The organism is Enterobacter sp. ENT03, assembly GCF_019218745.1.
In the GTDB taxonomy this organism is placed as follows: Bacteria; Pseudomonadota; Gammaproteobacteria; order Enterobacterales; family Enterobacteriaceae; genus Enterobacter_D.
Genome location: NZ_JAHUXA010000001.1, coordinates 320,286 through 339,418 on the forward strand (window position 1 = coordinate 320,286; position 19,133 = coordinate 339,418).

The 19,133-nt window shown below is 56.3% G+C and carries 19 protein-coding genes; 12 read left to right on the plus strand and 7 right to left on the minus strand.

All coding sequences use genetic code 11. From position 1 onward, the window contains the following. The first annotated feature begins 13 nt into the window (after positions 1 to 13). The 8 genes from rluE (at position 14) to KW828_RS01605 (ending at position 7,828) form a co-directional block, all read left to right on the plus strand. Positions 14 to 685: a 23S rRNA pseudouridine(2457) synthase RluE gene (gene rluE, locus KW828_RS01570; protein ID WP_218334687.1), complete on the plus strand. Its 672-nt coding sequence runs from the start codon at positions 14 to 16 to the stop codon at positions 683 to 685. A 4-nt stretch (positions 686 to 689) separates the two neighbouring features. Then, positions 690 to 1,163: an NUDIX hydrolase gene (locus KW828_RS01575; protein WP_218334688.1), complete on the plus strand. Its 474-nt coding sequence runs from the start codon at positions 690 to 692 to the stop codon at positions 1,161 to 1,163. Positions 1,164 to 1,203: 40 nt separating this feature from the next. Next, a complete protein-coding gene (gene mnmA, locus KW828_RS01580) occupies positions 1,204 to 2,310 on the plus strand; it encodes a tRNA 2-thiouridine(34) synthase MnmA (RefSeq protein ID WP_218334689.1) in 1,107 nt (368 codons plus the stop codon). A gap of 32 nt (positions 2,311 to 2,342) precedes the next feature. Then, positions 2,343 to 2,972 (plus strand): high frequency lysogenization protein HflD, encoded by a 630-nt coding sequence (gene hflD, locus KW828_RS01585; RefSeq protein ID WP_218334690.1) that lies wholly within the window; start codon positions 2,343 to 2,345, stop codon positions 2,970 to 2,972. 18 nt (positions 2,973 to 2,990) lie between these two features. Then, positions 2,991 to 4,361, plus strand: coding sequence for an adenylosuccinate lyase (gene purB, locus KW828_RS01590; RefSeq protein WP_218334691.1), 1,371 nt, complete (start codon positions 2,991 to 2,993; stop codon positions 4,359 to 4,361). Positions 4,362 to 4,480: 119 nt separating this feature from the next. After that, the gene (gene phoP / locus KW828_RS01595; RefSeq protein WP_218334692.1) at positions 4,481 to 5,155 is read left to right on the plus strand and encodes a two-component system response regulator PhoP; all 675 of its coding nucleotides are present in this window, start codon (positions 4,481 to 4,483) and stop codon (positions 5,153 to 5,155) included. Continuing rightward, positions 5,152 to 6,615 carry a two-component system sensor histidine kinase PhoQ gene (gene phoQ, locus KW828_RS01600; RefSeq protein ID WP_218334693.1) on the plus strand — a complete coding sequence of 488 codons (1,464 nt, stop codon included), beginning with the start codon at positions 5,152 to 5,154 and terminating at the stop codon, positions 6,613 to 6,615. Before phoP ends, phoQ begins: the two co-directional genes overlap by 4 nt. A 91-nt stretch (positions 6,616 to 6,706) precedes the next feature. Then, entirely contained in the window at positions 6,707 to 7,828 is a 1,122-nt protein-coding gene (locus KW828_RS01605) for a cupin domain-containing protein (RefSeq protein ID WP_218334694.1), read from the plus strand. Between the two features lie 229 nt (positions 7,829 to 8,057). Here the strand turns inward: KW828_RS01605 and KW828_RS01610 are convergent, their stop codons facing one another. Beyond that, on the minus strand, positions 8,058 to 8,555 hold the full coding sequence (locus tag KW828_RS01610; protein ID WP_218334695.1) for a transposase: 498 nt from the start codon (positions 8,553 to 8,555) through the stop codon (positions 8,058 to 8,060). A gap of 151 nt (positions 8,556 to 8,706) precedes the next feature. Next, positions 8,707 to 9,933, minus strand: coding sequence for a peptidase T (gene pepT / locus KW828_RS01615; protein ID WP_218334696.1), 1,227 nt, complete (start codon positions 9,931 to 9,933; stop codon positions 8,707 to 8,709). A gap of 258 nt (positions 9,934 to 10,191) precedes the next feature. Here pepT and potA point away from each other — a divergent pair, with 258 nt between their 5' ends. The 4 genes from potA to potD are packed head-to-tail and all read left to right on the plus strand — an operon-like array spanning position 10,192 to position 14,012. Beyond that, a complete protein-coding gene (gene potA, locus KW828_RS01620) occupies positions 10,192 to 11,343 on the plus strand; it encodes a spermidine/putrescine ABC transporter ATP-binding protein PotA (RefSeq protein WP_218335348.1) in 1,152 nt (383 codons plus the stop codon). After that, positions 11,327 to 12,184, plus strand: a complete 858-nt coding sequence (potB, locus tag KW828_RS01625; RefSeq protein ID WP_218334697.1) for a spermidine/putrescine ABC transporter permease PotB — start codon at positions 11,327 to 11,329, stop codon at positions 12,182 to 12,184. Before potA ends, potB begins: the two co-directional genes overlap by 17 nt. Further along, positions 12,181 to 12,972, plus strand: a complete 792-nt coding sequence (gene potC / locus KW828_RS01630; RefSeq protein ID WP_218334698.1) for a spermidine/putrescine ABC transporter permease PotC — start codon at positions 12,181 to 12,183, stop codon at positions 12,970 to 12,972. Before potB ends, potC begins: the two co-directional genes overlap by 4 nt. Continuing rightward, on the plus strand, positions 12,969 to 14,012 hold the full coding sequence (gene potD / locus KW828_RS01635) for a spermidine/putrescine ABC transporter substrate-binding protein PotD (RefSeq protein WP_218334699.1): 1,044 nt from the start codon (positions 12,969 to 12,971) through the stop codon (positions 14,010 to 14,012). The genes potC and potD overlap by 4 nt, the downstream gene beginning before the upstream one ends. Positions 14,013 to 14,051: 39 nt before the next feature. Here potD and cobB read toward each other — a convergent pair whose 3' ends face one another. Genes cobB through lolC form a run of 5 tightly spaced genes read right to left on the minus strand, consistent with a single transcriptional unit; the run spans position 14,052 to position 18,955 of the window. Beyond that, positions 14,052 to 14,873 carry a Sir2 family NAD+-dependent deacetylase gene (cobB, locus tag KW828_RS01640; protein ID WP_218334700.1) on the minus strand — a complete coding sequence of 274 codons (822 nt, stop codon included), beginning with the start codon at positions 14,871 to 14,873 and terminating at the stop codon, positions 14,052 to 14,054. A 16-nt stretch (positions 14,874 to 14,889) separates the two neighbouring features. Beyond that, a complete protein-coding gene (gene nagK, locus KW828_RS01645) occupies positions 14,890 to 15,801 on the minus strand; it encodes an N-acetylglucosamine kinase (RefSeq protein WP_218334701.1) in 912 nt (303 codons plus the stop codon). 16 nt (positions 15,802 to 15,817) lie between these two features. Beyond that, the gene (lolE, locus tag KW828_RS01650) at positions 15,818 to 17,062 is read right to left on the minus strand and encodes a lipoprotein-releasing ABC transporter permease subunit LolE (protein WP_218334702.1); all 1,245 of its coding nucleotides are present in this window, start codon (positions 17,060 to 17,062) and stop codon (positions 15,818 to 15,820) included. Next, a complete protein-coding gene (gene lolD, locus KW828_RS01655) occupies positions 17,062 to 17,763 on the minus strand; it encodes a lipoprotein-releasing ABC transporter ATP-binding protein LolD (protein ID WP_088219622.1) in 702 nt (233 codons plus the stop codon). Before lolD ends, lolE begins: the two co-directional genes overlap by 1 nt. Beyond that, complete coding sequence (lolC, locus tag KW828_RS01660) at positions 17,756 to 18,955, minus strand: lipoprotein-releasing ABC transporter permease subunit LolC (protein ID WP_218334703.1); 1,200 nt, start codon at positions 18,953 to 18,955, stop codon at positions 17,756 to 17,758. Before lolC ends, lolD begins: the two co-directional genes overlap by 8 nt. Positions 18,956 to 19,133: the final 178 nt, after the last annotated feature.

Genomic DNA, 19,133 nt, shown 5'->3' on the forward strand with positions numbered 1-19,133 from the left:
TTATTCAGTTATAATGCGGCAATTGATAACTTCTGAAAATACCATGCTGAAAACTTCTAATAGAAATCACCGGGTTAAGCGATTCAGCTCACGACTTACTGCTAAGCGCCCGACGGAAAGCGGGCCGAAACGGGTCATCCTGTTCAATAAACCCTACGATGTGTTGCCGCAGTTCACCGATGAAGCCGGACGTCAGACGCTGAAGGATTTTATTCCGGTAGCAGGCGTGTATGCTGCCGGTCGTCTGGATCGCGACAGCGAAGGATTACTGGTGCTGACCAACGACGGCGCGCTCCAGGCGCAGCTGACGCAACCCGGTAAGCGCACCGGTAAAATCTATTATGTGCAGATTGAAGGCGAACCGAATGACGAGGCGCTGGCTGCGCTGCGTAACGGCGTGACGCTTAACGATGGTCCGACGCTGCCGGCGGGCGTTGAGCAGGTTGACGAGCCCGACTGGCTGTGGCCGCGCAATCCGCCGATCCGCGAACGAAAAGCAATGCCCACGAGCTGGCTAAAAATCACCCTTTATGAAGGCCGCAACCGCCAGGTACGTCGCATGACGGCCCACGTGGGTCATCCGACGCTGCGGCTGATCCGCTATGCGATGGGCGGGTATACGCTGGATTCACTTGCTAACGGTGCGTGGCGTGATGCCTCCGATAATGCCACTGAAAAAGGATAAGAGTATGTTTAAACCCCACGTTACCGTTGCCTGCGTCGTTCATGCGCAGGGCAAATTTTTAGTGGTGGAAGAGACCGTCAACGGCAAGGCCACCTGGAACCAGCCTGCCGGTCATCTGGAAGCAGATGAAACGCTGGTGCAGGCGGCACAACGCGAGCTTTACGAAGAAACCGGCATCGTTGCCTGCCCGCAGCATTTTGTGCGTATGCACCAGTGGATCGCCCCTGACCGCACGCCTTTCCTGCGTTTTCTGTTTGCCATTGAACTTGACACTCTGTGCGCTACTGAACCCCATGACAGCGATATTGATCGCTGCCTGTGGGTCAGCGCCGAGGAGATCCTCACCGCCGATAACCTGCGTTCCCCGCTGGTTGCGGAAAGTATTCGTAGCTGGCAGACCGGGCAGCGTTACCCGCTGGACATTATCGGCGAATTTAACTGGCCGTTTACAGGGGATGCCTCAGTGAGGAGTGCGTGATAGAATACGCCGCCTTGAAGTTTAATGTCGTGAGTATTCTATGTCTGATAGCCCAAAAAAAGTGATCGTCGGCATGTCCGGCGGTGTCGATTCTTCCGTTTCTGCTTACCTGTTGCAACAACAGGGCTACAAAGTGGAAGGCCTGTTCATGAAGAACTGGGAAGAAGATGACGGCGAGGAATACTGCACTGCTGCCGCCGATCTTGCCGATGCGCAGGCGGTGTGCGACAAACTCGGCATCGAGCTGCACACCGTCAACTTTGCCGCAGAATACTGGGATAACGTGTTCGAGCATTTCCTGGCGGAATATAAAGCCGGACGCACGCCGAACCCGGACATCCTGTGCAACAAAGAGATCAAATTTAAAGCCTTCCTCGAATTTGCCGCTGAAGACCTGGGCGCGGATTATATCGCGACCGGCCACTACGTGCGTCGCGCGGATGTCGATGGCAAAAGCCGTCTGCTGCGCGGTCTGGATGGCAACAAAGATCAGAGCTACTTCCTCTATACCCTCGGTCACGAACAGATTGCGCAAAGCCTGTTCCCGGTGGGCGAGCTGGAAAAACCGCAAGTGCGTCAGATAGCCGAAGATCTGGGGCTGATCACCGCGAAGAAAAAAGACTCTACGGGTATCTGCTTTATCGGTGAGCGCAAGTTCCGCGAATTCCTGGGCCGTTATCTGCCTGCGCAGCCGGGCAAAATTGTCACCGTTGATGGTGACACCATTGGAGAACACCAGGGCCTGATGTACCACACGCTGGGTCAGCGTAAGGGTCTGGGCATCGGTGGCACCAAAGAAGGCAGCGAAGATCCGTGGTATGTGGTCGACAAAGACGTTGAAAACAACGTGCTGATTGTCGCTCAGGGCCATGATCATCCGCGCCTGATGTCGGTGGGTCTGATTGCCCAACAGCTGCACTGGGTGGATCGTCAGCCGCTGACCGGCACGCTGCACTGCACTGTTAAAACGCGCTACCGTCAGACGGATATTCCCTGCACGGTGACAGCACTTGATGAAGACAGGATTGACGTTCGCTTTGACGAACCCGTTGCTGCCGTTACCCCTGGCCAGTCGGCGGTATTTTACCTGGGTGACGTGTGCCTCGGCGGCGGCATCATTGAGCAGCGCCTGCCGCTGCCGATTTAACGCCTGATACAAAGCGAAAGTAAGGAGACAACGTGGCAAAAAATTATTATGACATCACCATCGCGCTGGCAGGAATTTGCCAGGCAGCCCGTCTGGTGCAGGAGCTTGCGCATCACGGGCATTGTGATGCCGACGCGCTGCATGTATCGCTCAACAGCGTCATTGATTTAAGCCCGGACTCCACGCTCGGTGTGTTTGGCGGCAGCGAAGCTAACCTGCGCATCGGTCTTGAAACCCTGCTCGGCGTGCTGAACGCCAGCAGCCGTCAGGGTCTGAATGCGGAACTGACGCGCTACACGCTGAGCCTGATGGTGCTGGAACGTAAACTCGCCGCGCATAAAGGCGCGATGGACACGCTCGGCAGCCGCATCGACGGCTTGCAGCGCCAGCTCGACCATTTCGATTTACAGTCCGAAACCCTGCTGAGCGCGATGGCAGCCATCTATGTGGACGTGATCAGTCCTCTTGGCCCGCGCATTCAGGTAACCGGCTCCCCGACGGTGCTGCAAAGCGCACAGGTGCAGGCCAAAGTACGTGCAACCCTGCTGGCCGGGATCCGTGCCGCGGTGCTGTGGCACCAGGTCGGCGGTGGCCGTCTGCAATTAATGTTTTCCCGTAATCGCCTGTCCACACAGGCAAAACAAATTCTTGCTCATTGTTAACTCCCGGAGTTGTGACCTATGGAATTATCCTCACTGACCGCTGTATCCCCTGTCGATGGACGCTACGGCGATAAAGTCAGCGCGCTGCGCGGAATTTTCAGCGAATACGGTTTGCTGAAGTTTCGTGTCCAGGTAGAAGTTCGCTGGCTGCAAAAGCTGGCCGCGCATGCAGCTGTCAAGGAAGTTCCTGCTTTTGCTGCCGACGCAAACGGTTACCTTGATAAAATCGTCGCTGAATTTAATGAAGCCGATGCCGCGCGCATTAAAACCATCGAACGCACTACCAACCATGACGTCAAAGCGGTGGAATACTTTCTGAAAGAGAAAGTGGCAGCGATCCCTGAACTGCATGCCGTGTCTGAGTTCATCCACTTCGCCTGTACCTCAGAAGACATTAATAACCTGTCACACGCCCTGATGCTGAAAACCGCCCGCGAAGAGGTCGTCCTGCCTTACTGGCGCAAGCTTATCGACGCGGTAAAAGATCTGGCGGTGCAGTATCGCGACATCCCGCTGCTGTCACGTACCCACGGCCAGCCGGCCACGCCGTCGACCATGGGTAAAGAGATGGCGAACGTCGCCTATCGTATGGAGCGTCAGTATCGCCAGCTCGCGCAGGTGGAGATCCTCGGTAAAATCAACGGCGCCGTGGGTAACTATAACGCCCATATTGCTGCGTATCCGGAAGTTGACTGGCATCAGTTCAGCGAGGAGTTTGTCACTTCCCTCGGCATTCAGTGGAACCCGTACACCACGCAGATCGAGCCGCATGACTATATCGCCGAGCTGTTTGACTGCATCGCCCGTTTTAACACCATCCTGATCGATTTCGACCGTGATGTATGGGGTTACGTGGCGCTGAACCACTTCAAGCAGAAAACCATCGCCGGTGAAATTGGCTCGTCCACCATGCCGCACAAAGTTAACCCGATTGACTTCGAAAACTCCGAAGGCAACCTGGGCCTGTCGAACGCGCTGTTGCAGCATCTGGCAAGCAAACTGCCGGTGTCCCGCTGGCAGCGCGACCTGACCGACTCCACCGTGCTGCGTAACCTCGGCGTTGGCATTGGCTATGCGCTCATCGCCTATCAGTCGACGCTGAAAGGCGTGAGTAAGCTGGAAGTGAACCGCGAGCGTCTGCTGGACGAGCTGGATCACAACTGGGAAGTGCTGGCGGAGCCGATCCAGACGGTGATGCGCCGTTATGGCATTGAGAAACCGTATGAGAAGCTGAAAGAGCTGACCCGCGGCAAGCGCGTTGATGCCGAAGGGATGAAGCAGTTCATTGACAGCCTCGAACTGCCGGAAGACGAAAAAACGCGCCTGAAAGCCATGACCCCGGCGAATTACCTTGGCCGCGCCATTACTATGGTTGACGAACTGAAGTAATTCCCCCGCCCTTTGCCCCCTTCCCGCCCGGAAAGGGGGCTGTTTAGTAAATGTTTATGCCTTGCGTAACATAATCCGCGTTAAACTCATCACATCTAAGAAAAAAGCGAGGCCAGACGATGCGCGTACTCGTTGTGGAAGACAATGCCCTTCTCCGCCACCATCTTAAAGTTCAGCTGCAGGAACTGGGCCATCAGGTTGATGACGCGGAAGACGCAAAAGAAGCCGATTACTATTTAAACGAGCATATTCCCGATATTGCGCTGGTGGATCTGGGCCTGCCGGATGAAGACGGGCTGTCGCTGATCCGCCGCTGGCGCAGCAACGATGTCTCGCTACCGGTGCTGGTGCTGACCGCCCGTGAAGGCTGGCAGGATAAAGTTGAAGTGCTGAGCGCCGGTGCCGATGACTATGTGACCAAGCCGTTTCACATTGAAGAAGTGGTGGCGCGGATGCAGGCGCTGATGCGCCGCAACAGCGGGCTGGCGTCGCAGGTGATTTCCATGCCGCCGTTCCAGGTCGATCTCTCCCGTCGCGAGCTGTCAGTGAATGGTGAAGTGATCAAACTCACCGCGTTTGAATACACCATTATGGAAACACTGATCCGCAACAGCGGCAAAGTGGTGAGCAAAGATTCGCTGATGTTGCAGCTTTACCCCGATGCGGAACTGCGGGAAAGCCACACAATCGACGTACTGATGGGGCGTCTGCGCAAGAAAATCCAGACGCAGCATCCGGTTGACGTCATCACTACCGTGCGTGGTCAGGGCTACCTGTTCGAACTGCGCGAATGAAAAACGTGCTGCGTCACATGTTACCGCTCTCGCTGCGGGTACGCTTTCTGCTGGCCACCGCTGCGGTGGTGATGGTGCTGTCGCTGGCTTATGGCATGGTGGCGCTGGTGGGTTACAGCGTCAGTTTTGATAAGACCACCTTCCGTCTGCTGCGCGGCGAGAGCAATCTGTTTTATACCCTCTCCACCTGGGAAGATAATCATTTCAGCATTGATCTCCCTGAAAACCTCAATTTGCAAAGCCCGTCGATGGCACTGATCTATGACCGTGAGGGCAAACTGCTGTGGGCGCAGCGCGAAGTGCCCTGGCTTATCAAACGCATCCGTCCTGAATGGTTACAGTCCAATGGCTTTCATGAAATCGAGGCCGATGTCGATGCTTCACGTCTGCTGCTGACCAGCGATCACGCCGCGCAGAAGCGTCTGCAGGCGATCCGCGAAGATGACAGCGACAGCGAAATGACGCATTCGGTGGCGATTAACGTTTACCCCGCCACACCGCGCATGCCGCAGCTGACCATCGTGGTGATCGACACCATCCCTATTGAACTGAAACGCGCCAATATGGTCTGGAGCTGGTTTATTTACGTGCTGACCGCCAATCTGTTGCTGGTGATCCCCCTCTTATGGATCGCGGCATGGTGGAGCTTGCGCCCCATTGAAGCGCTGGCGCGCGAAGTCCGCGAGCTGGAAGAGCACCACCGCGAACGCCTTAACCCGGAAACCACACGGGAACTGACCAGCCTGGTGAGCAATCTTAATCGCCTGCTAAAAAGCGAGCGGGATCGCTATGACAAATACCGCACGACGCTGACCGACCTCACCCACAGCCTGAAAACGCCGCTGGCGGTGCTGCAAAGTACCTTGCGATCGCTGCGCAGCGAAAAGTTGACGGTCAGCGAAGCTGAACCGGTGATGCTGGAGCAGATCAGCCGAATTTCGTTGCAGATCGGCTATTACCTGCATCGCGCGAGTATGCGTAGCGGCAATATGCTGCTGAGCCGCGAACTGCATCCGGTCGCCCCGCTGCTGGATAATCTGACCTCGGCGCTGAATAAGGTTTACCAGCGTAAAGGGGTGGACATCAGCCTCGATATTTCCCCGGAGATCAGTTTTGTCGGCGAGCAGACGGATTTTATGGAAGTGATGGGTAACGTGCTGGATAACGCCTGCAAGTACTGCCTGGAGTTCGTGGAAGTGTCGGCGCATCTGCACGATGATCGGCTGCATATTATTGTCGAAGACGATGGCCCAGGTATTCCTGCCAGCAAGCGTGACCTGGTGTTTGACCGTGGTCAGCGTGCGGATACGTTACGACCCGGTCAGGGTGTCGGGTTGTCGGTGGCGCGGGAAATCGTCGAGCAGTATGACGGCAAGATCCTGGCGGGGGAAAGTTTACTTGGCGGCGCGCGCATGGAAGTGGTTTTTGCCCGTCAGCAGCTTATATCCGCCGATAATTAGACCAGCCAGACAAAATAAGCGCGCCCGCCGCACGCAGCCTGTCATCCTTCCGTTATAATCCGTCTCAGGTACGTAAGCCCTGGAAAATCATATGGACTACCATTTAACGTTAGACTGGCCCGACTTCATCGCACGCTACTGGCAAAAACGCCCTGTGGTGCTGAAACGGGGTTTTGCAAATTTTGTTGATCCACTGTCGCCGGATGAGCTGGCGGGACTGGCTATGGAAAACGAAGTGGACAGCCGCCTGGTGAGCCATCAGGAGGGAAAATGGCAGGTCAGCCATGGTCCGTTTGAAAGTTACGATCACCTCGGCGAAACCAACTGGTCGCTGCTGGTGCAGGCGGTGGATCACTGGCATCAGCCAACCGCCGCGCTGATGCGCCCTTTCCGCATGCTGCCTGACTGGCGTATTGATGATTTGATGATCTCCTTCTCCGTGCCTGGCGGCGGCGTAGGTCCACATTTCGATCAATATGACGTGTTTATTATTCAGGGTACCGGTCGCCGTCGCTGGCGCGTGGGCGAGAAAGTGGCGATGAAACAGCACTGTCCGCACCCGGATCTGCTGCAGGTCGATCCTTTCGACGCCATCATCGATGAAGAGATGGAGCCGGGCGATATTCTCTATATTCCGCCAGGATTCCCGCACGAAGGCTACTCGCTGGAAAACTCGATGAACTATTCGGTGGGCTTCCGCGCGCCGAGTGGCCGCGAGCTGATCAGCGGTTTCGCTGATTATGTGTTGCAGCGCGAACTCGGCAGCCAGCGCTATACCGATCCGGATGTGCCGCCGCGCGAGCACCCGGCAGATATTTTGCCACAGGAGTTGGATCGTCTGCGGTCCACCATGCTCGATCTGATCAATCAGCCGGAGCATTTCCAGCAGTGGTTTGGCGAGTTTGTCTCCCAGTCGCGCCACGAGCTGGACGTCGCGCCGCCGGAACCGCCGTATCAACCGGACGAAATCTATGATGCGCTGCAACAGGGCGATAAACTGGTGCGTCTGGGCGGGTTACGTGTGTTGCGCATTGGGGATGATGTCTTCGCCAACGGTGAGAAGATCGAGTCGCCGCACCGCCCCGCACTCGCGGCGCTTGCCAGCCACATGGTAATTACCGCCGATACGCTGGGCGAGGCGCTGGAAGATCCTTCTTTCCTCGCCATGCTCGCCGCGCTGGTCAACAGCGGTTACTGGTTCTTTGAAGATTAAGTTGTGAATGTGCCCGGTGGCGCTGCGCTTACCGGGCCTACCAGGTACTGTGGACGTTTTCGCCCGGTGGCGCTGCGCTTACCGGACCTACAGGTACTCTGGCCGTTTTCGCCCGGTGGCGCTGCGCTTACCGGGCCTACAGGTTCTGTGGTTGTCGTCGCCCGATGGCGATCCTGGAACGCGTACAGTCGATCATAGGCCGGGCAAGCGTAAGCGCCGCCCGGCGATACTACTCTTCCCGCCGCTCCCCCGCGGGCCAATCCGCTACCTCACCCGCCCAGTCAGGCGGATAAATACCCTCCCGCACATCACGATGAAAAGTTGAATAAGGCCAGTCTCTCACCCGCGCCACCCAACCATGCTTTACCGGATTGATATTGATGTAATCCCGATGGCGTCGCGTATCCTCCTCGTCCCTTAACGCATGCTCCCAGAACCTGGGCTGCCAGACATCTCCTCTGTTAAGCGAACGGGTGAACATTTTCTTGAGATCCCGCCAGCGGCCGGAAAAATCGCTGTCATTCTCCGGCAGCGTCCAGATGCAGTGCATGTGATCGGGCAGAATAACCCAGGCATCAATGTCAAAGGGTTTGCGTTGTTTAACGAAGGATGTTGCCTGACGAAGCAGAGCAACGTGGCGGGTTAACAAGTCGCTTTGCCGGTTTTTCAGGTTAACCGTAAAAAACCAGCTGCCTCCGGGGATGTAATGACGGCGATAATTAGACATGCGGTAATCCTTTACCTGTGGAGAGGCGATTCTGCCCGGTGGCGCTACGCTTACCGGGCCTACGGGTCAGAAGGGGCATTGCCCGGTGGCGCTGCGCTTACCGGGCCTGGAATGCTGCAATGCGTACAGCCAAACGTAGCGCCGCCCGGCGTTAATGGCCTTTCGCCGTTAACTCTGCAATACGAACGATCACTCTCACCGCTTTTTCCATGCCTTCCAGCGTCACGAATTCATGCTTGCCGTGGTAGTTATAGCCGCCGGTAAAGATGTTCGGGCATGGCAATCCCATAAAGGAAAGCTGTGCGCCATCGGTGCCGCCACGAATGGGTTTCATGATCGGTTCAATGTCGCAATCGCGCATCGCCTGCTGGGCAATCTCGATGATGTGCGGAAACTCGACGACTTTATCGCGCATATTGTAGTAGCTGTCCTCGATCACCAGTTCTATATAGCAGTCCGGATGCAGCCCCTTGCCGACCTTTTTGGCGATCTCCATCATTTTACGTTTGCGCGCCTCAAAAGCCTGGCGGTCAAAATCGCGGATGATGTAGTGCATCTCGGCGCGATCTACGGTTCCTTTAATGCTGGTCAGATGATAAAAACCTTCATACCCTTCCGTCTGCTCCGGGCTTTCCTCTGGCGGTACTTCAGCATGGATGCGGCTGGCAAGGGACAATGCATTGACCATGACGCCTTTCGCGGTGCCGGGATGGACGTTGTTGCCAACAATTTTGATGGTCACCGATGCGGCGTTGAAGTTTTCAAATTCCAGCTCGCCTACGCCGCCGCCGTCAATGGTATAAGCCCAGCGCGCATCGAAGGCTTCGACGTCAAAATGTTTCGCGCCTTTGCCCACCTCTTCATCCGGCGTAAAGGCCACGCGAATATCGCCATGGGGGATATTTTGCTGGATCAGCACCGACAGTGCCGTCATGATTTCCGCCACGCCTGCTTTGTCGTCGGCACCGAGCAGCGTTTTGCCGTCAGTGGTGATCAGCGTCTGGCCCAGCAACTGGTGCAGCACCGGGAACATCACCGGGGATAACACTTCATCGCCCATGCCAAGGGCAATATCGCCGCCGCGATAGTTCTCAACGATCTGCGGATTGACGTTTTTGCCGGTAAAGTCGGGTGAGGTGTCAACATGCGAAATAAAGCCGATGGCCGGAATATCGCCCGGTACGTTGGCGGGCAGAGTTGCCATCACCGTGCCTTTATCGCTCAGGGTGACGTTAATAAGCCCCATCTCTTCCAGCTGTTCTTTCAGCAACTGCAACAGCTTCCATTGTCCTTCGGTACTCGGAACCTGTCTGACGCCCGGTTTTGATTGTGTATCCAGCGAAACATAGTGCAAAAAACGCTCTAGTAATTTATCCATGCGGGCCACCCTCACTATTTGAAACAACATTATTGATAAGCGTGAAAACAGAAATATTGCGTCAGGTCACTTTTACCCGTGCAAACGAGAATTTTTTAGCTTACGCGACCCCAGCCTTAAGCATGGTTGAGAAAATCCGCCCCTGAAAGGGAATATTTCACAAGGATTGGCGATTTCAGTGGTTTGCCGTAGAATGCCAGGCCTTATTAATGTGTCAGACCCCAAGGTGGTTAATCACAAACCCCGCAATGGTAAGCCATCCGTTGCGTCTACACGGGACAGAGTAAAAAATTGAATACACAAACGCGTTCGCTTTCACCGCTGGTGCACCTGGCGGGAATTCGCAAAAGCTTTGATGGTAAAAATGTCATTTCCGATCTTAACCTCACCATCAATAATGGCGAATTCCTGACACTGTTGGGCCCCTCTGGCTGCGGTAAAACCACGGTTCTGCGCCTGATTGCCGGGCTGGAAAACGTCGATGCCGGCCATATCCATCTCGAAGACCAGGACATCACCCAGGTTCCGGCTGAACACCGCCACGTCAACACGGTTTTCCAAAGCTACGCGCTTTTCCCGCACATGACCGTTTTTGAAAACGTGGCCTTTGGCCTGCGAATGCAAAAAACGCCAGCCGCTCAAATTACCCCGCGCGTCACTGAAGCCCTGCGCATGGTGCAGCTGGATACCTTCGCCGAACGTAAACCACATCAGCTTTCCGGCGGACAACAGCAACGTGTCGCCATCGCCCGTGCGGTGGTCAACAAACCGCGCCTGTTACTGCTTGATGAATCGCTCTCCGCGCTGGATTACAAATTGCGCAAGCAAATGCAGAACGAACTGAAAGCCCTGCAACGTAAGCTGGGTATCACTTTTGTGTTTGTCACCCACGATCAGGAAGAAGCGCTGACCATGTCCGACCGTATCGTGGTGATGCGCGACGGTAAGATCGAGCAGGACGGCACGCCGCGCGAAATCTACGAAGAGCCGAAGAATCTGTTCGTTGCCAGCTTTATCGGCGAGATCAACCTGTTCAACGCCACGGTCATTGAACGTCTGGATGCACAGCGCGTACGCGCCAGCGTTGAAGGCCGCGAATGCAATATCCACGTCAATTTCCCGGTAGAAAATGGTCAGCGCCTGAACGTCATGCTGCGCCCGGAAGATCTGCGCGTTGAGGAGATCAACGACAGCCGCGAGGTGGATGGTCTGATTGGCTTTGTGCGCGAGCGCAACTACAAAGGCATGACGCTGGAATCAGTGGTAGAGCTGGAAAACGGCAAGATGGTGATGGTCAGCGAATTCTTTAACGAAGACGACCCGGATTTTGACCACTCGCTGGATCAAAAGATGGCCATCAACTGGGTGGAAAGCTGGGAGGTCGTACTGCCTGATGAAGAGCACAAGTAAATTCCAGAATGTGGTGATCGCGACCGTCGTCGGCTGGCTTGTGCTGTTTGTCTTCCTGCCCAACCTGATGATCATCGTCACCAGTTTCTTAACCCGCGATGATGCCTCGTTTGTCAGCATGGTGTTTACGCTGGACAACTATTCGCGCCTGCTCGATCCGCTCTATTTCGATGTGCTGCTGCACTCGCTGAATATGGCGCTGATCGCCACCCTCGCCTGCCTGGCGCTCGGCTATCCTTTTGCGTGGTTTCTGGCGAAGCTGCCGCCGAAGGTGCGCCCGCTGCTGCTATTTTTGCTGATCGTCCCCTTCTGGACCAACTCCCTGATCCGCATTTATGGCCTGAAACTGTTTCTCAGCACCAAAGGCTATCTGAATGCGTTTCTGCTGTGGCTGGGCGTCATTGATACGCCGCTGCGCATTATGTTTACGCCGGGCGCGGTGATCGTCGGGCTGGTGTATATCCTGCTGCCGTTTATGGTGATGCCGCTGTGGTCGAGTATTGAGAAACTCGATAAACCGCTGCTGGAGGCCGCCCGCGATCTGGGTGCCAGCAAGCTGCAAACCTTTATCCGCATTATTATTCCGCTGACCATGCCGGGCATTATCGCGGGCTGTCTGCTGGTAATGCTGCCAGCGATGGGGCTGTTCTACGTCTCGGATCTCATGGGCGGTGCGAAAAACCTGCTGATTGGTAACGTGATTAAAAGCCAGTTCCTGAATATCCGTGACTGGCCGTTCGGCTCCGCCACCAGTATTACGCTGACGGTGATCATGGGCCTGATGCTGCTGGTTTACTGGCGGGCAATGCGTTTTCTGAATAAAAAGGTGGAACTGGAATGATCGGTCGCCTGCTGCGCGGCGGTTTTATGGCCGCCATTTACGCTTTTCTCTATATTCCGATCATCATTCTGATCGTGAATTCCTTCAATCAGGCCCGTTTTGGCATCAACTGGCGAGGATTTACCACCGACTGGTATAGCCTGCTGATGAACAATGACAGCCTGTTACAGGCCGCCCGTCACTCGCTGACCATGGCGGTGCTGTCAGCGACCTTTGCCACGCTGATTGGCTCGCTGACGGCAGTGGCGCTTTACCGTTACCGTTTCCGCGGCAAACCTTTCGTCAGCGGCATGCTGTTTGTGGTGATGATGTCCCCGGACATCGTCATGGCCATTTCGCTGCTGGTGCTGTTTATGCTGATCGGTATTCAACTGGGCTTCTGGTCGCTGCTGTTCTCACACATCACCTTCTGCCTGCCGTTTGTGGTGGTCACCGTCTATTCGCGGCTGAAAGGATTTGATGTACGGATGCTGGAAGCGGCGAAAGATCTCGGTGCCAGCGAAGTGACTATTCTGCGCAAAATTATTCTGCCGCTGGCAATGCCCGCGGTGGCAGCTGGTTGGGTGCTGAGCTTTACCCTGTCGATGGATGACGTGGTAGTCTCTTCCTTCGTTACCGGACCAGGCTATGAAATTCTGCCGTTGAAAATCTATTCAATGGTGAAAGTTGGGGTGTCACCGGAGGTGAACGCGCTGGCGACTATTCTGTTAGTACTCTCGCTGGTCCTGGTGATCGCCAGTCAGCTTATTGCACGTGATAAAACCAAATCTCAGGGGACGTTAAAATGATCAAATGGTCACGCCACCTGCTCGCTGCGGGCGCTCTGGCAATGGGTATGAGCGCTGCGCACGCGGACAACAATACGCTCTATTTCTATAACTGGACCGAGTATGTGCCGCCTGGCCTGCTGGAACAGTTCACCAAAGAGACAGGAATCAAGGTGATCTACTCGACCTACGAGTCGAATGAAACCATGTACGCCAAGCTTAAAACCTACAAAGACGGCGCGTACGATCTGGTGGTACCTTCCACCTATTTCGTCGATAAAATGCGCAAAGAAGGCATGATCCAGAAGATCCATAAAACGAAGCTCACTAACTTCGGTAACCTCGATCCGGACATGCTCAACAAGCCTTTCGATCCGCAAAACGACTATTCCATTCCCTATATCTGGGGCGCGACCGCCATCGGCGTGAACAGTGAAGCTATCGATCCGTCCACCATCACTGGCTGGGGCGACTTATGGAAGCCGGAATACAAAAGTAGCCTGCTGCTGACCGACGATGCGCGGGAAGTATTCCAGGTGGCGCTTCGCAAGCTGGGGATGTCCGGCAACACCACCGATCCGAAAGAGATCGAGGCGGCGTATCAGGAGCTGAAAAAACTGATGCCAAACGTGGCAGCGTTTAACTCGGATAACCCGGCGAACCCGTACATGGAAGGCGAAGTGAATCTGGGGATGGTGTGGAACGGCTCGGCGTATGTGGCACGACAGTCCGGTACGCCGCTACAGATCGTCTGGCCGAAAGAAGGCGGTATTTTCTGGATGGACAGCCTGGCGATCCCGGCTAACGCGAAAAACGTCGATGGCGCGCTGAAGTTAATTAACTTCCTGCTGCGTCCGGACGTGGCGAAGCAGGTGGCGGAAACCATCGGCTATCCGACGCCGAACCTGGCGGCACGTAAACTGCTGGCCCCGGACGTGGCGAATGACAAATCGCTCTATCCGGATGCAGACACCATCAGCAAAGGCGAATGGCAGAACGATGTTGGCGCCGCCAGCGCGCTTTATGAAGAGTATTACCAGAAGCTGAAAGCCGGGCGGTAACTTTCACCAGCCTCTCCCGGCGGGAGAGGCTGCTTCACCTTATAACCCTTTCAAAAGCTTATCCACAAACTCCGGCACCACCACACTCGCCAGCCCGTAATGCTTCTCTTCAAATTCGCTTCCGACCTGACTTGGCTCAAGGTTGAGTTCAACCGTGTGCGCCCCCTGTAAACGCGCTTCATGCACAAAGCCCGCCGCGGGATACACATGCCCGGAGGTGCCGATGGCGATGAATACGTCGGCCATCGCCAGCGCGCTGTAAATCTCATCCATCCCCAACGGCATTTCGCCGAACCACACGACATGCGGGCGCAGCGTCGACGGGAACTGGCAGCAGTGGCATTTGTCTTCCGGCGTAATATCGCCGGTCCACTCCAGTACCTGACCGCTCTGGGTGCAGCGCACTTTCAGCAGTTCACCGTGCATATGCAGGACGTTTTTATTGCCAGCCCGTTCGTGCAGATTGTCGATATTCTGCGTCACCAGCAGAAAACGATCGCCAAGGGCGGCTTCCAGTTGTGCCAGCGCCAGGTGCGCGGCGTTCGGTGCGATCTCTGGCTGCTGAAGCTGGCGACGGCGGGCGTTATAGAACGACTGCACCAGCGCCGGATCGCGGGCGAACCCTTCCGGCGTGGCAACGTCTTCGACATGATGTTCTTCCCACAGGCCATCGGCCGCGCGGAAAGTGCGAATGCCTGACTCGGCGGAGATCCCCGCCCCGGTCAATACCACCACTCTCGGTTTTTCCATCACTTCGGGCACCACTCTGTCTCTGAAAAAAATTCGCTGACGTAAACGCTCATGCAGGCGGCGTTTGTTACGGCGAAAACGGCTTAGGCGATGTAACCGGCGCGACTGCATATCAACCCTCTTTAGGCTAGTCGGTGAGGTGCAGGAAGGCCGCCCCGCGCATGCCGCCTGCATCACCATGACGCGCGCGTTCAATACGCGGCAGGCGGGCAACCGGCAGCAAATGCGGCGGTAAGCGGTCGGCGATTAGCGTGGTAAGCGCGGAGAAATTCGATAATCCCCCGCCGATAACCAGCAAATCGGGATCCACAATCGTCAGTATATTACCCAGACACACCGCGAGCAGATCGGCGTAGCGCGCCACATGGGCGCGGGCCTGGGCATCCCCCTGCTCATAGAGCGCGATAATTTCCGGGGAAGATAAGGATTGATCGTAGAAGTGTTGGTACAACCATGCAAAGCCGCGACCAGAAAGATAGTTCTCTATGCAGCCGAGTTTGCCGCAGCCGCAGCGGGTCAGCGGGAAGTCGAAGCCGACCACATCGAAAGCATCGACCGGCAGACGGATATGCCCGAACTCACCGGTGATATAGCTGCGTCCGGTAATGGATTTGCCGTTCAGCACCAGACCACCGCCAACGCCAGTGCCGAGGATCAGCCCCATCACCAGCGGGTATTGTTTAAATTCGTCGTCCCAGGCTTCCGAAAGCGCAAAGCAGTTGGCGTCGTTGTCGAGACGGACATCCCGCGCCAGCAGCGCCGAGAGATCCGCGCGCAGCGGTTTGCCGCTGGCCGCCGGAACGTTGGCGGCATACAGCGTGCCGTCTGCGGTTTCCGGCATACCGGGGATACCGATGCCGACCGAGCCTTTTACGCCATAGCGTGCATCAGCCTCATGCACCAGTGTCGCGACCGCGTTAAGAAATGCGTCATAACCTTCACGGGGCGTGGCAACTCGGGTTTCATGGCATAACCGCCGTTCAGCGTCGAAAACGCCCATCGCAATTTTTGTACCACCAATATCAAATCCGTAATACATCGCCACTCCTTGTTAGTTATTGACCGCTCAGCACCCTCGCCGGATCAATGTTGCTGGCGCGGCGGGCCGGATACCAGCTGGCCAGCAGGCTCAGCAGCAGCGCCGTAACCAGCACGTAGATCACATCCAGCGCATGCAGCTCTGATGGCAGGAAATCGATAAAATAGATGTCGCCGGAGAGAAACTGATGGCCGATAAGACGCTCGATGCCATTCATGATCGGCGTGAGATTCAGCGACACCAGCACGCCGATGACCACACCGCACAGGCTACCGAACAGCCCGGCCAGCAGACCATACCAGACGAAAATCGCACGGATCAGGCCATCTTTCGCCCCCAGCGTACGCAGTACCGCGATGTCACCGCTCTTGTCTTTCACCGCCATCACCAGCGTAGAGACGATGTTAAAACAAGCCACGCCGATCACCAGCACCATCGCCAGATACATAATGGCGCGGATCATCTGGATGTCCCGGTACATATAGCCATAGGTGCCGATCCAGCTTTTGATGTAGACATAGCTGTTGGTGACTTCGCCCGCGTCACGCACCAGTTTTTGCGCGTTAAAGACGTCATTCACTTTCAGCGCGATACCCGTGACACTGTCACCCATGTCCAGATACTGCTGCGCATCCTGCATCGGGATCATGGCAAAGCTGTGATCCAGCTGACCGCTCAGCTGCAAAATACCACTGACATGCAGACGCACGCGTTTCGGCTGTTGCAGTTTGTGATCGGCGGTGGCGTTCGGGATCATGATCGACACCCAGTCGCCCTGCTTGACCTTCAGCGCGTCGGCGACGCCCTTGCCGATGATCACCTGTTGTTCACCCGCTTTAAAGGCGGACCAGGCGTTGTTCTGCACGAAGCGCGGTAAAGCGCTGAGTCGGGTTTCCTGCTGCGGATCGACGCCTTTCACCTGGATGGCGCGCAGGTTGGCCCCGCTCTCCACCAGCCCGGTAAAGTTGATGTAGGGGGCGGCGGCCACGATGCCCGGTACTTTTTCGACTTTCGTCAGCGCCTCGGTCCAGTTATTCCACGGCTGGTTAACGGCTTCGATTTCACCGTGCGGCACCACCGCCAGAATACGGTTGTTCAGCTCACGCTCGAAACCGTTCATCGCGCTAAGGCCGACGATCAGCACTGCCACGCCCAGCGCAATACCGACCGTTGAGATCACCGAAATCAACGACACCATGCCGCTGCGACGTCGGCCACGGCTGAACCGCAGCCCAATCAGAAGGGATAAAGGCGAGGCCATTACTGCGCTCCCATCAGCGTCAGATCGGCGGTCAGGCGACCATCGCGCATTTCGAGCTGGCGGGTCATGCGGCGCGCCAGTTGGAGATCGTGCGTCACCACCAGAAAGGCGGTGCCCTGCATCTTATTCAGCTCACCGAGCAGCGCAAAAATACTGTCGGCGTTGCGCGCGTCCAGGTTACCGGTTGGCTCATCCGCCAGCACCAGACGCGGGTTATTCACCAGCGCACGAGCGATAGCCACACGCTGACGCTCACCGCCGGACAGCTCTGACGGACGGTGTTTCGCCCGGTGCTCCAGCCCTACCGCCGCCAGCATTTCCCGCGCGCGCCGTTCGATGTCTGCCGGTTTGTGTTTGCCAATCAGCAGCGGCATCGCCACGTTTTCCTGGGCGGTAAAATCCGGCAGAAGGTGGTGAAACTGGTAGATAAAGCCCAGTTCGCGATTACGCAGTTCGGCTTTGGCGGTAGACGACAGTTTGCTCATGCGCTGATCGTCAAAAATCACATCACCGGAGGTGGGCGTGTCCAGCCCGCCTAACAGATGAAGCAAGGTACTTTTGCCAGAGCCGGAGCTGCCGACAATCGCCATCATTTCACCCTGACCCACGCTGAAGCTGACATCGTGCAGCACATCGGTTTGCACGTTCCCTTCCTGATAGCGTTTGCACAGGTTGTCGCATTGCAACAGGATCTTATTCATAACGTAAAGCCTCAGCGGGTTGGGTGGCGGCAGCGCGCCATGAAGGGTAAAGCGTGGACAGCAGCGCGATGGCCATCGCCACCAGCGCAATCACAATCACCTGTAGCGGCTCAATGACGACCGGCAGCGCGGCACCGTCCAGCAGGGCGCCAATGATCGGCATTAAATTGTTGAGCTGGCTGGCGAGCAGCGCCCCCAGTAGCGCACCGAGCAGCGCGCCAATGATCCCGGCGCTGGCCCCCTGCACCATAAACACCGCCATGATCTGGCGCGGCGTCAGTCCCTGGGTTTGCAGAATAGCCACTTCGCCCTGCTTCTCCATCACCATCAGGCCGAGAGAGGTAATGATGTTAAAGGCGGCCACGGCGACGATCAGGCTCAGCAGCAGCCCCATCATGTTTTTTTCCATACGCACCGCCTGAAACAGCTCGCCTTTGCGATCGCGCCAGTCGTGCCATACCGTGCCCTGCGGCAGGGTCTGCTGGCTGAGCTGATCGACTTTCAGCGGCTCGTCGAGCCACAGTCGCCAGCCGGTGATATTTCCCGCCGGATAGCGCATCAGGCGTGAGGCGTCCTGAATGTTCACCAGCATCTGGTAACCATCCACTTCGCTGTTAGCGGCAAACGTGCCGATCACCGTAAACAGACGCTGGCTGGGCAGACGGCCCATCGGCGTGAACTGGCTGGCGGAGGGCACCATCACACGCAGCTGATCGCCACGGTTAACACCCAGTTGCCCGGCCAGCTGTTCACCGAGGATCACGTTGTACTTGCCCGGCTGCAAATCGCGTTGCTGCACGTTGACCAGAAACGGTGACAGGGGATCGTTTTGCGCCGGATCGATGCCGAGCATTACGCCTACCGACACGCTGCGCGCGCTTTGCAGCACCACATCACCGGTGGTCAGCGGCGCGATGCGGTTGACGCCCGGCAGACGGGCGGCACTTTCCGGTATTTTTTGCGGATCAAGGGAACCGTGATCGGCACTCAGCACGGCCTGCGGCATCAGCCCCAGAATGTTATTTTGCAGTTCGCGTTCAAAGCCGTTCATCACCGATAACACCGTCACCAGCGCCATCACGCCGAGCGTAATGCCAATGGTGGAAAGCCAGGAGACAAAGCGACCGAAGCGGTCGACTGCACGCCCGCGCATGTAGCGCAGGCCTATGAATAGTGCGACAGGTTGATACATGAAATCCGTCTGGTTGCGATGAGCAGACTTGGGAGTATATAAGCGAAACCAGGGATGGTAAATCGCTTAAACATGGAGAATTGTCGGGAATACGCTTAAAAAGTTCTGAAAAATCAAACCGCTATTACATCATTTGTACAGAATGCCTGCATTGTCGCGCCTGATCTTTTTCCGAAAA

Excerpts from the sequence above, each read along its gene's own strand:
- rluE (WP_218334687.1), top strand. The coding sequence starts at position 14 with ATGCGGCAATTGATAACTTCTGAAAATACCATGCTGAAAACTTCTAAT.
- phoP (WP_218334692.1), top strand. The coding sequence starts at position 4,481 with ATGCGCGTACTCGTTGTGGAAGACAATGCCCTTCTCCGCCACCATCTT.
- cobB (WP_218334700.1), bottom strand. The coding sequence starts at position 14,873 with ATGCAGTCGCGCCGGTTACATCGCCTAAGCCGTTTTCGCCGTAACAAA.
- nagK (WP_218334701.1), bottom strand. The coding sequence starts at position 15,801 with ATGTATTACGGATTTGATATTGGTGGTACAAAAATTGCGATGGGCGTT.
- potC (WP_218334698.1), top strand. The coding sequence starts at position 12,181 with ATGATCGGTCGCCTGCTGCGCGGCGGTTTTATGGCCGCCATTTACGCT.
- lolC (WP_218334703.1), bottom strand. The coding sequence starts at position 18,955 with ATGTATCAACCTGTCGCACTATTCATAGGCCTGCGCTACATGCGCGGG.
- KW828_RS01610 (WP_218334695.1), bottom strand. The coding sequence starts at position 8,555 with ATGTCTAATTATCGCCGTCATTACATCCCCGGAGGCAGCTGGTTTTTT.
- purB (WP_218334691.1), top strand. The coding sequence starts at position 2,991 with ATGGAATTATCCTCACTGACCGCTGTATCCCCTGTCGATGGACGCTAC.
- lolD (WP_088219622.1), bottom strand. The coding sequence starts at position 17,763 with ATGAATAAGATCCTGTTGCAATGCGACAACCTGTGCAAACGCTATCAG.
- potD (WP_218334699.1), top strand. The coding sequence starts at position 12,969 with ATGATCAAATGGTCACGCCACCTGCTCGCTGCGGGCGCTCTGGCAATG.
- KW828_RS01575 (WP_218334688.1), top strand. The coding sequence starts at position 690 with ATGTTTAAACCCCACGTTACCGTTGCCTGCGTCGTTCATGCGCAGGGC.
- pepT (WP_218334696.1), bottom strand. The coding sequence starts at position 9,933 with ATGGATAAATTACTAGAGCGTTTTTTGCACTATGTTTCGCTGGATACA.
- KW828_RS01605 (WP_218334694.1), top strand. The coding sequence starts at position 6,707 with ATGGACTACCATTTAACGTTAGACTGGCCCGACTTCATCGCACGCTAC.
- phoQ (WP_218334693.1), top strand. The coding sequence starts at position 5,152 with ATGAAAAACGTGCTGCGTCACATGTTACCGCTCTCGCTGCGGGTACGC.
- potB (WP_218334697.1), top strand. The coding sequence starts at position 11,327 with ATGAAGAGCACAAGTAAATTCCAGAATGTGGTGATCGCGACCGTCGTC.
- mnmA (WP_218334689.1), top strand. The coding sequence starts at position 1,204 with ATGTCTGATAGCCCAAAAAAAGTGATCGTCGGCATGTCCGGCGGTGTC.
- lolE (WP_218334702.1), bottom strand. The coding sequence starts at position 17,062 with ATGGCCTCGCCTTTATCCCTTCTGATTGGGCTGCGGTTCAGCCGTGGC.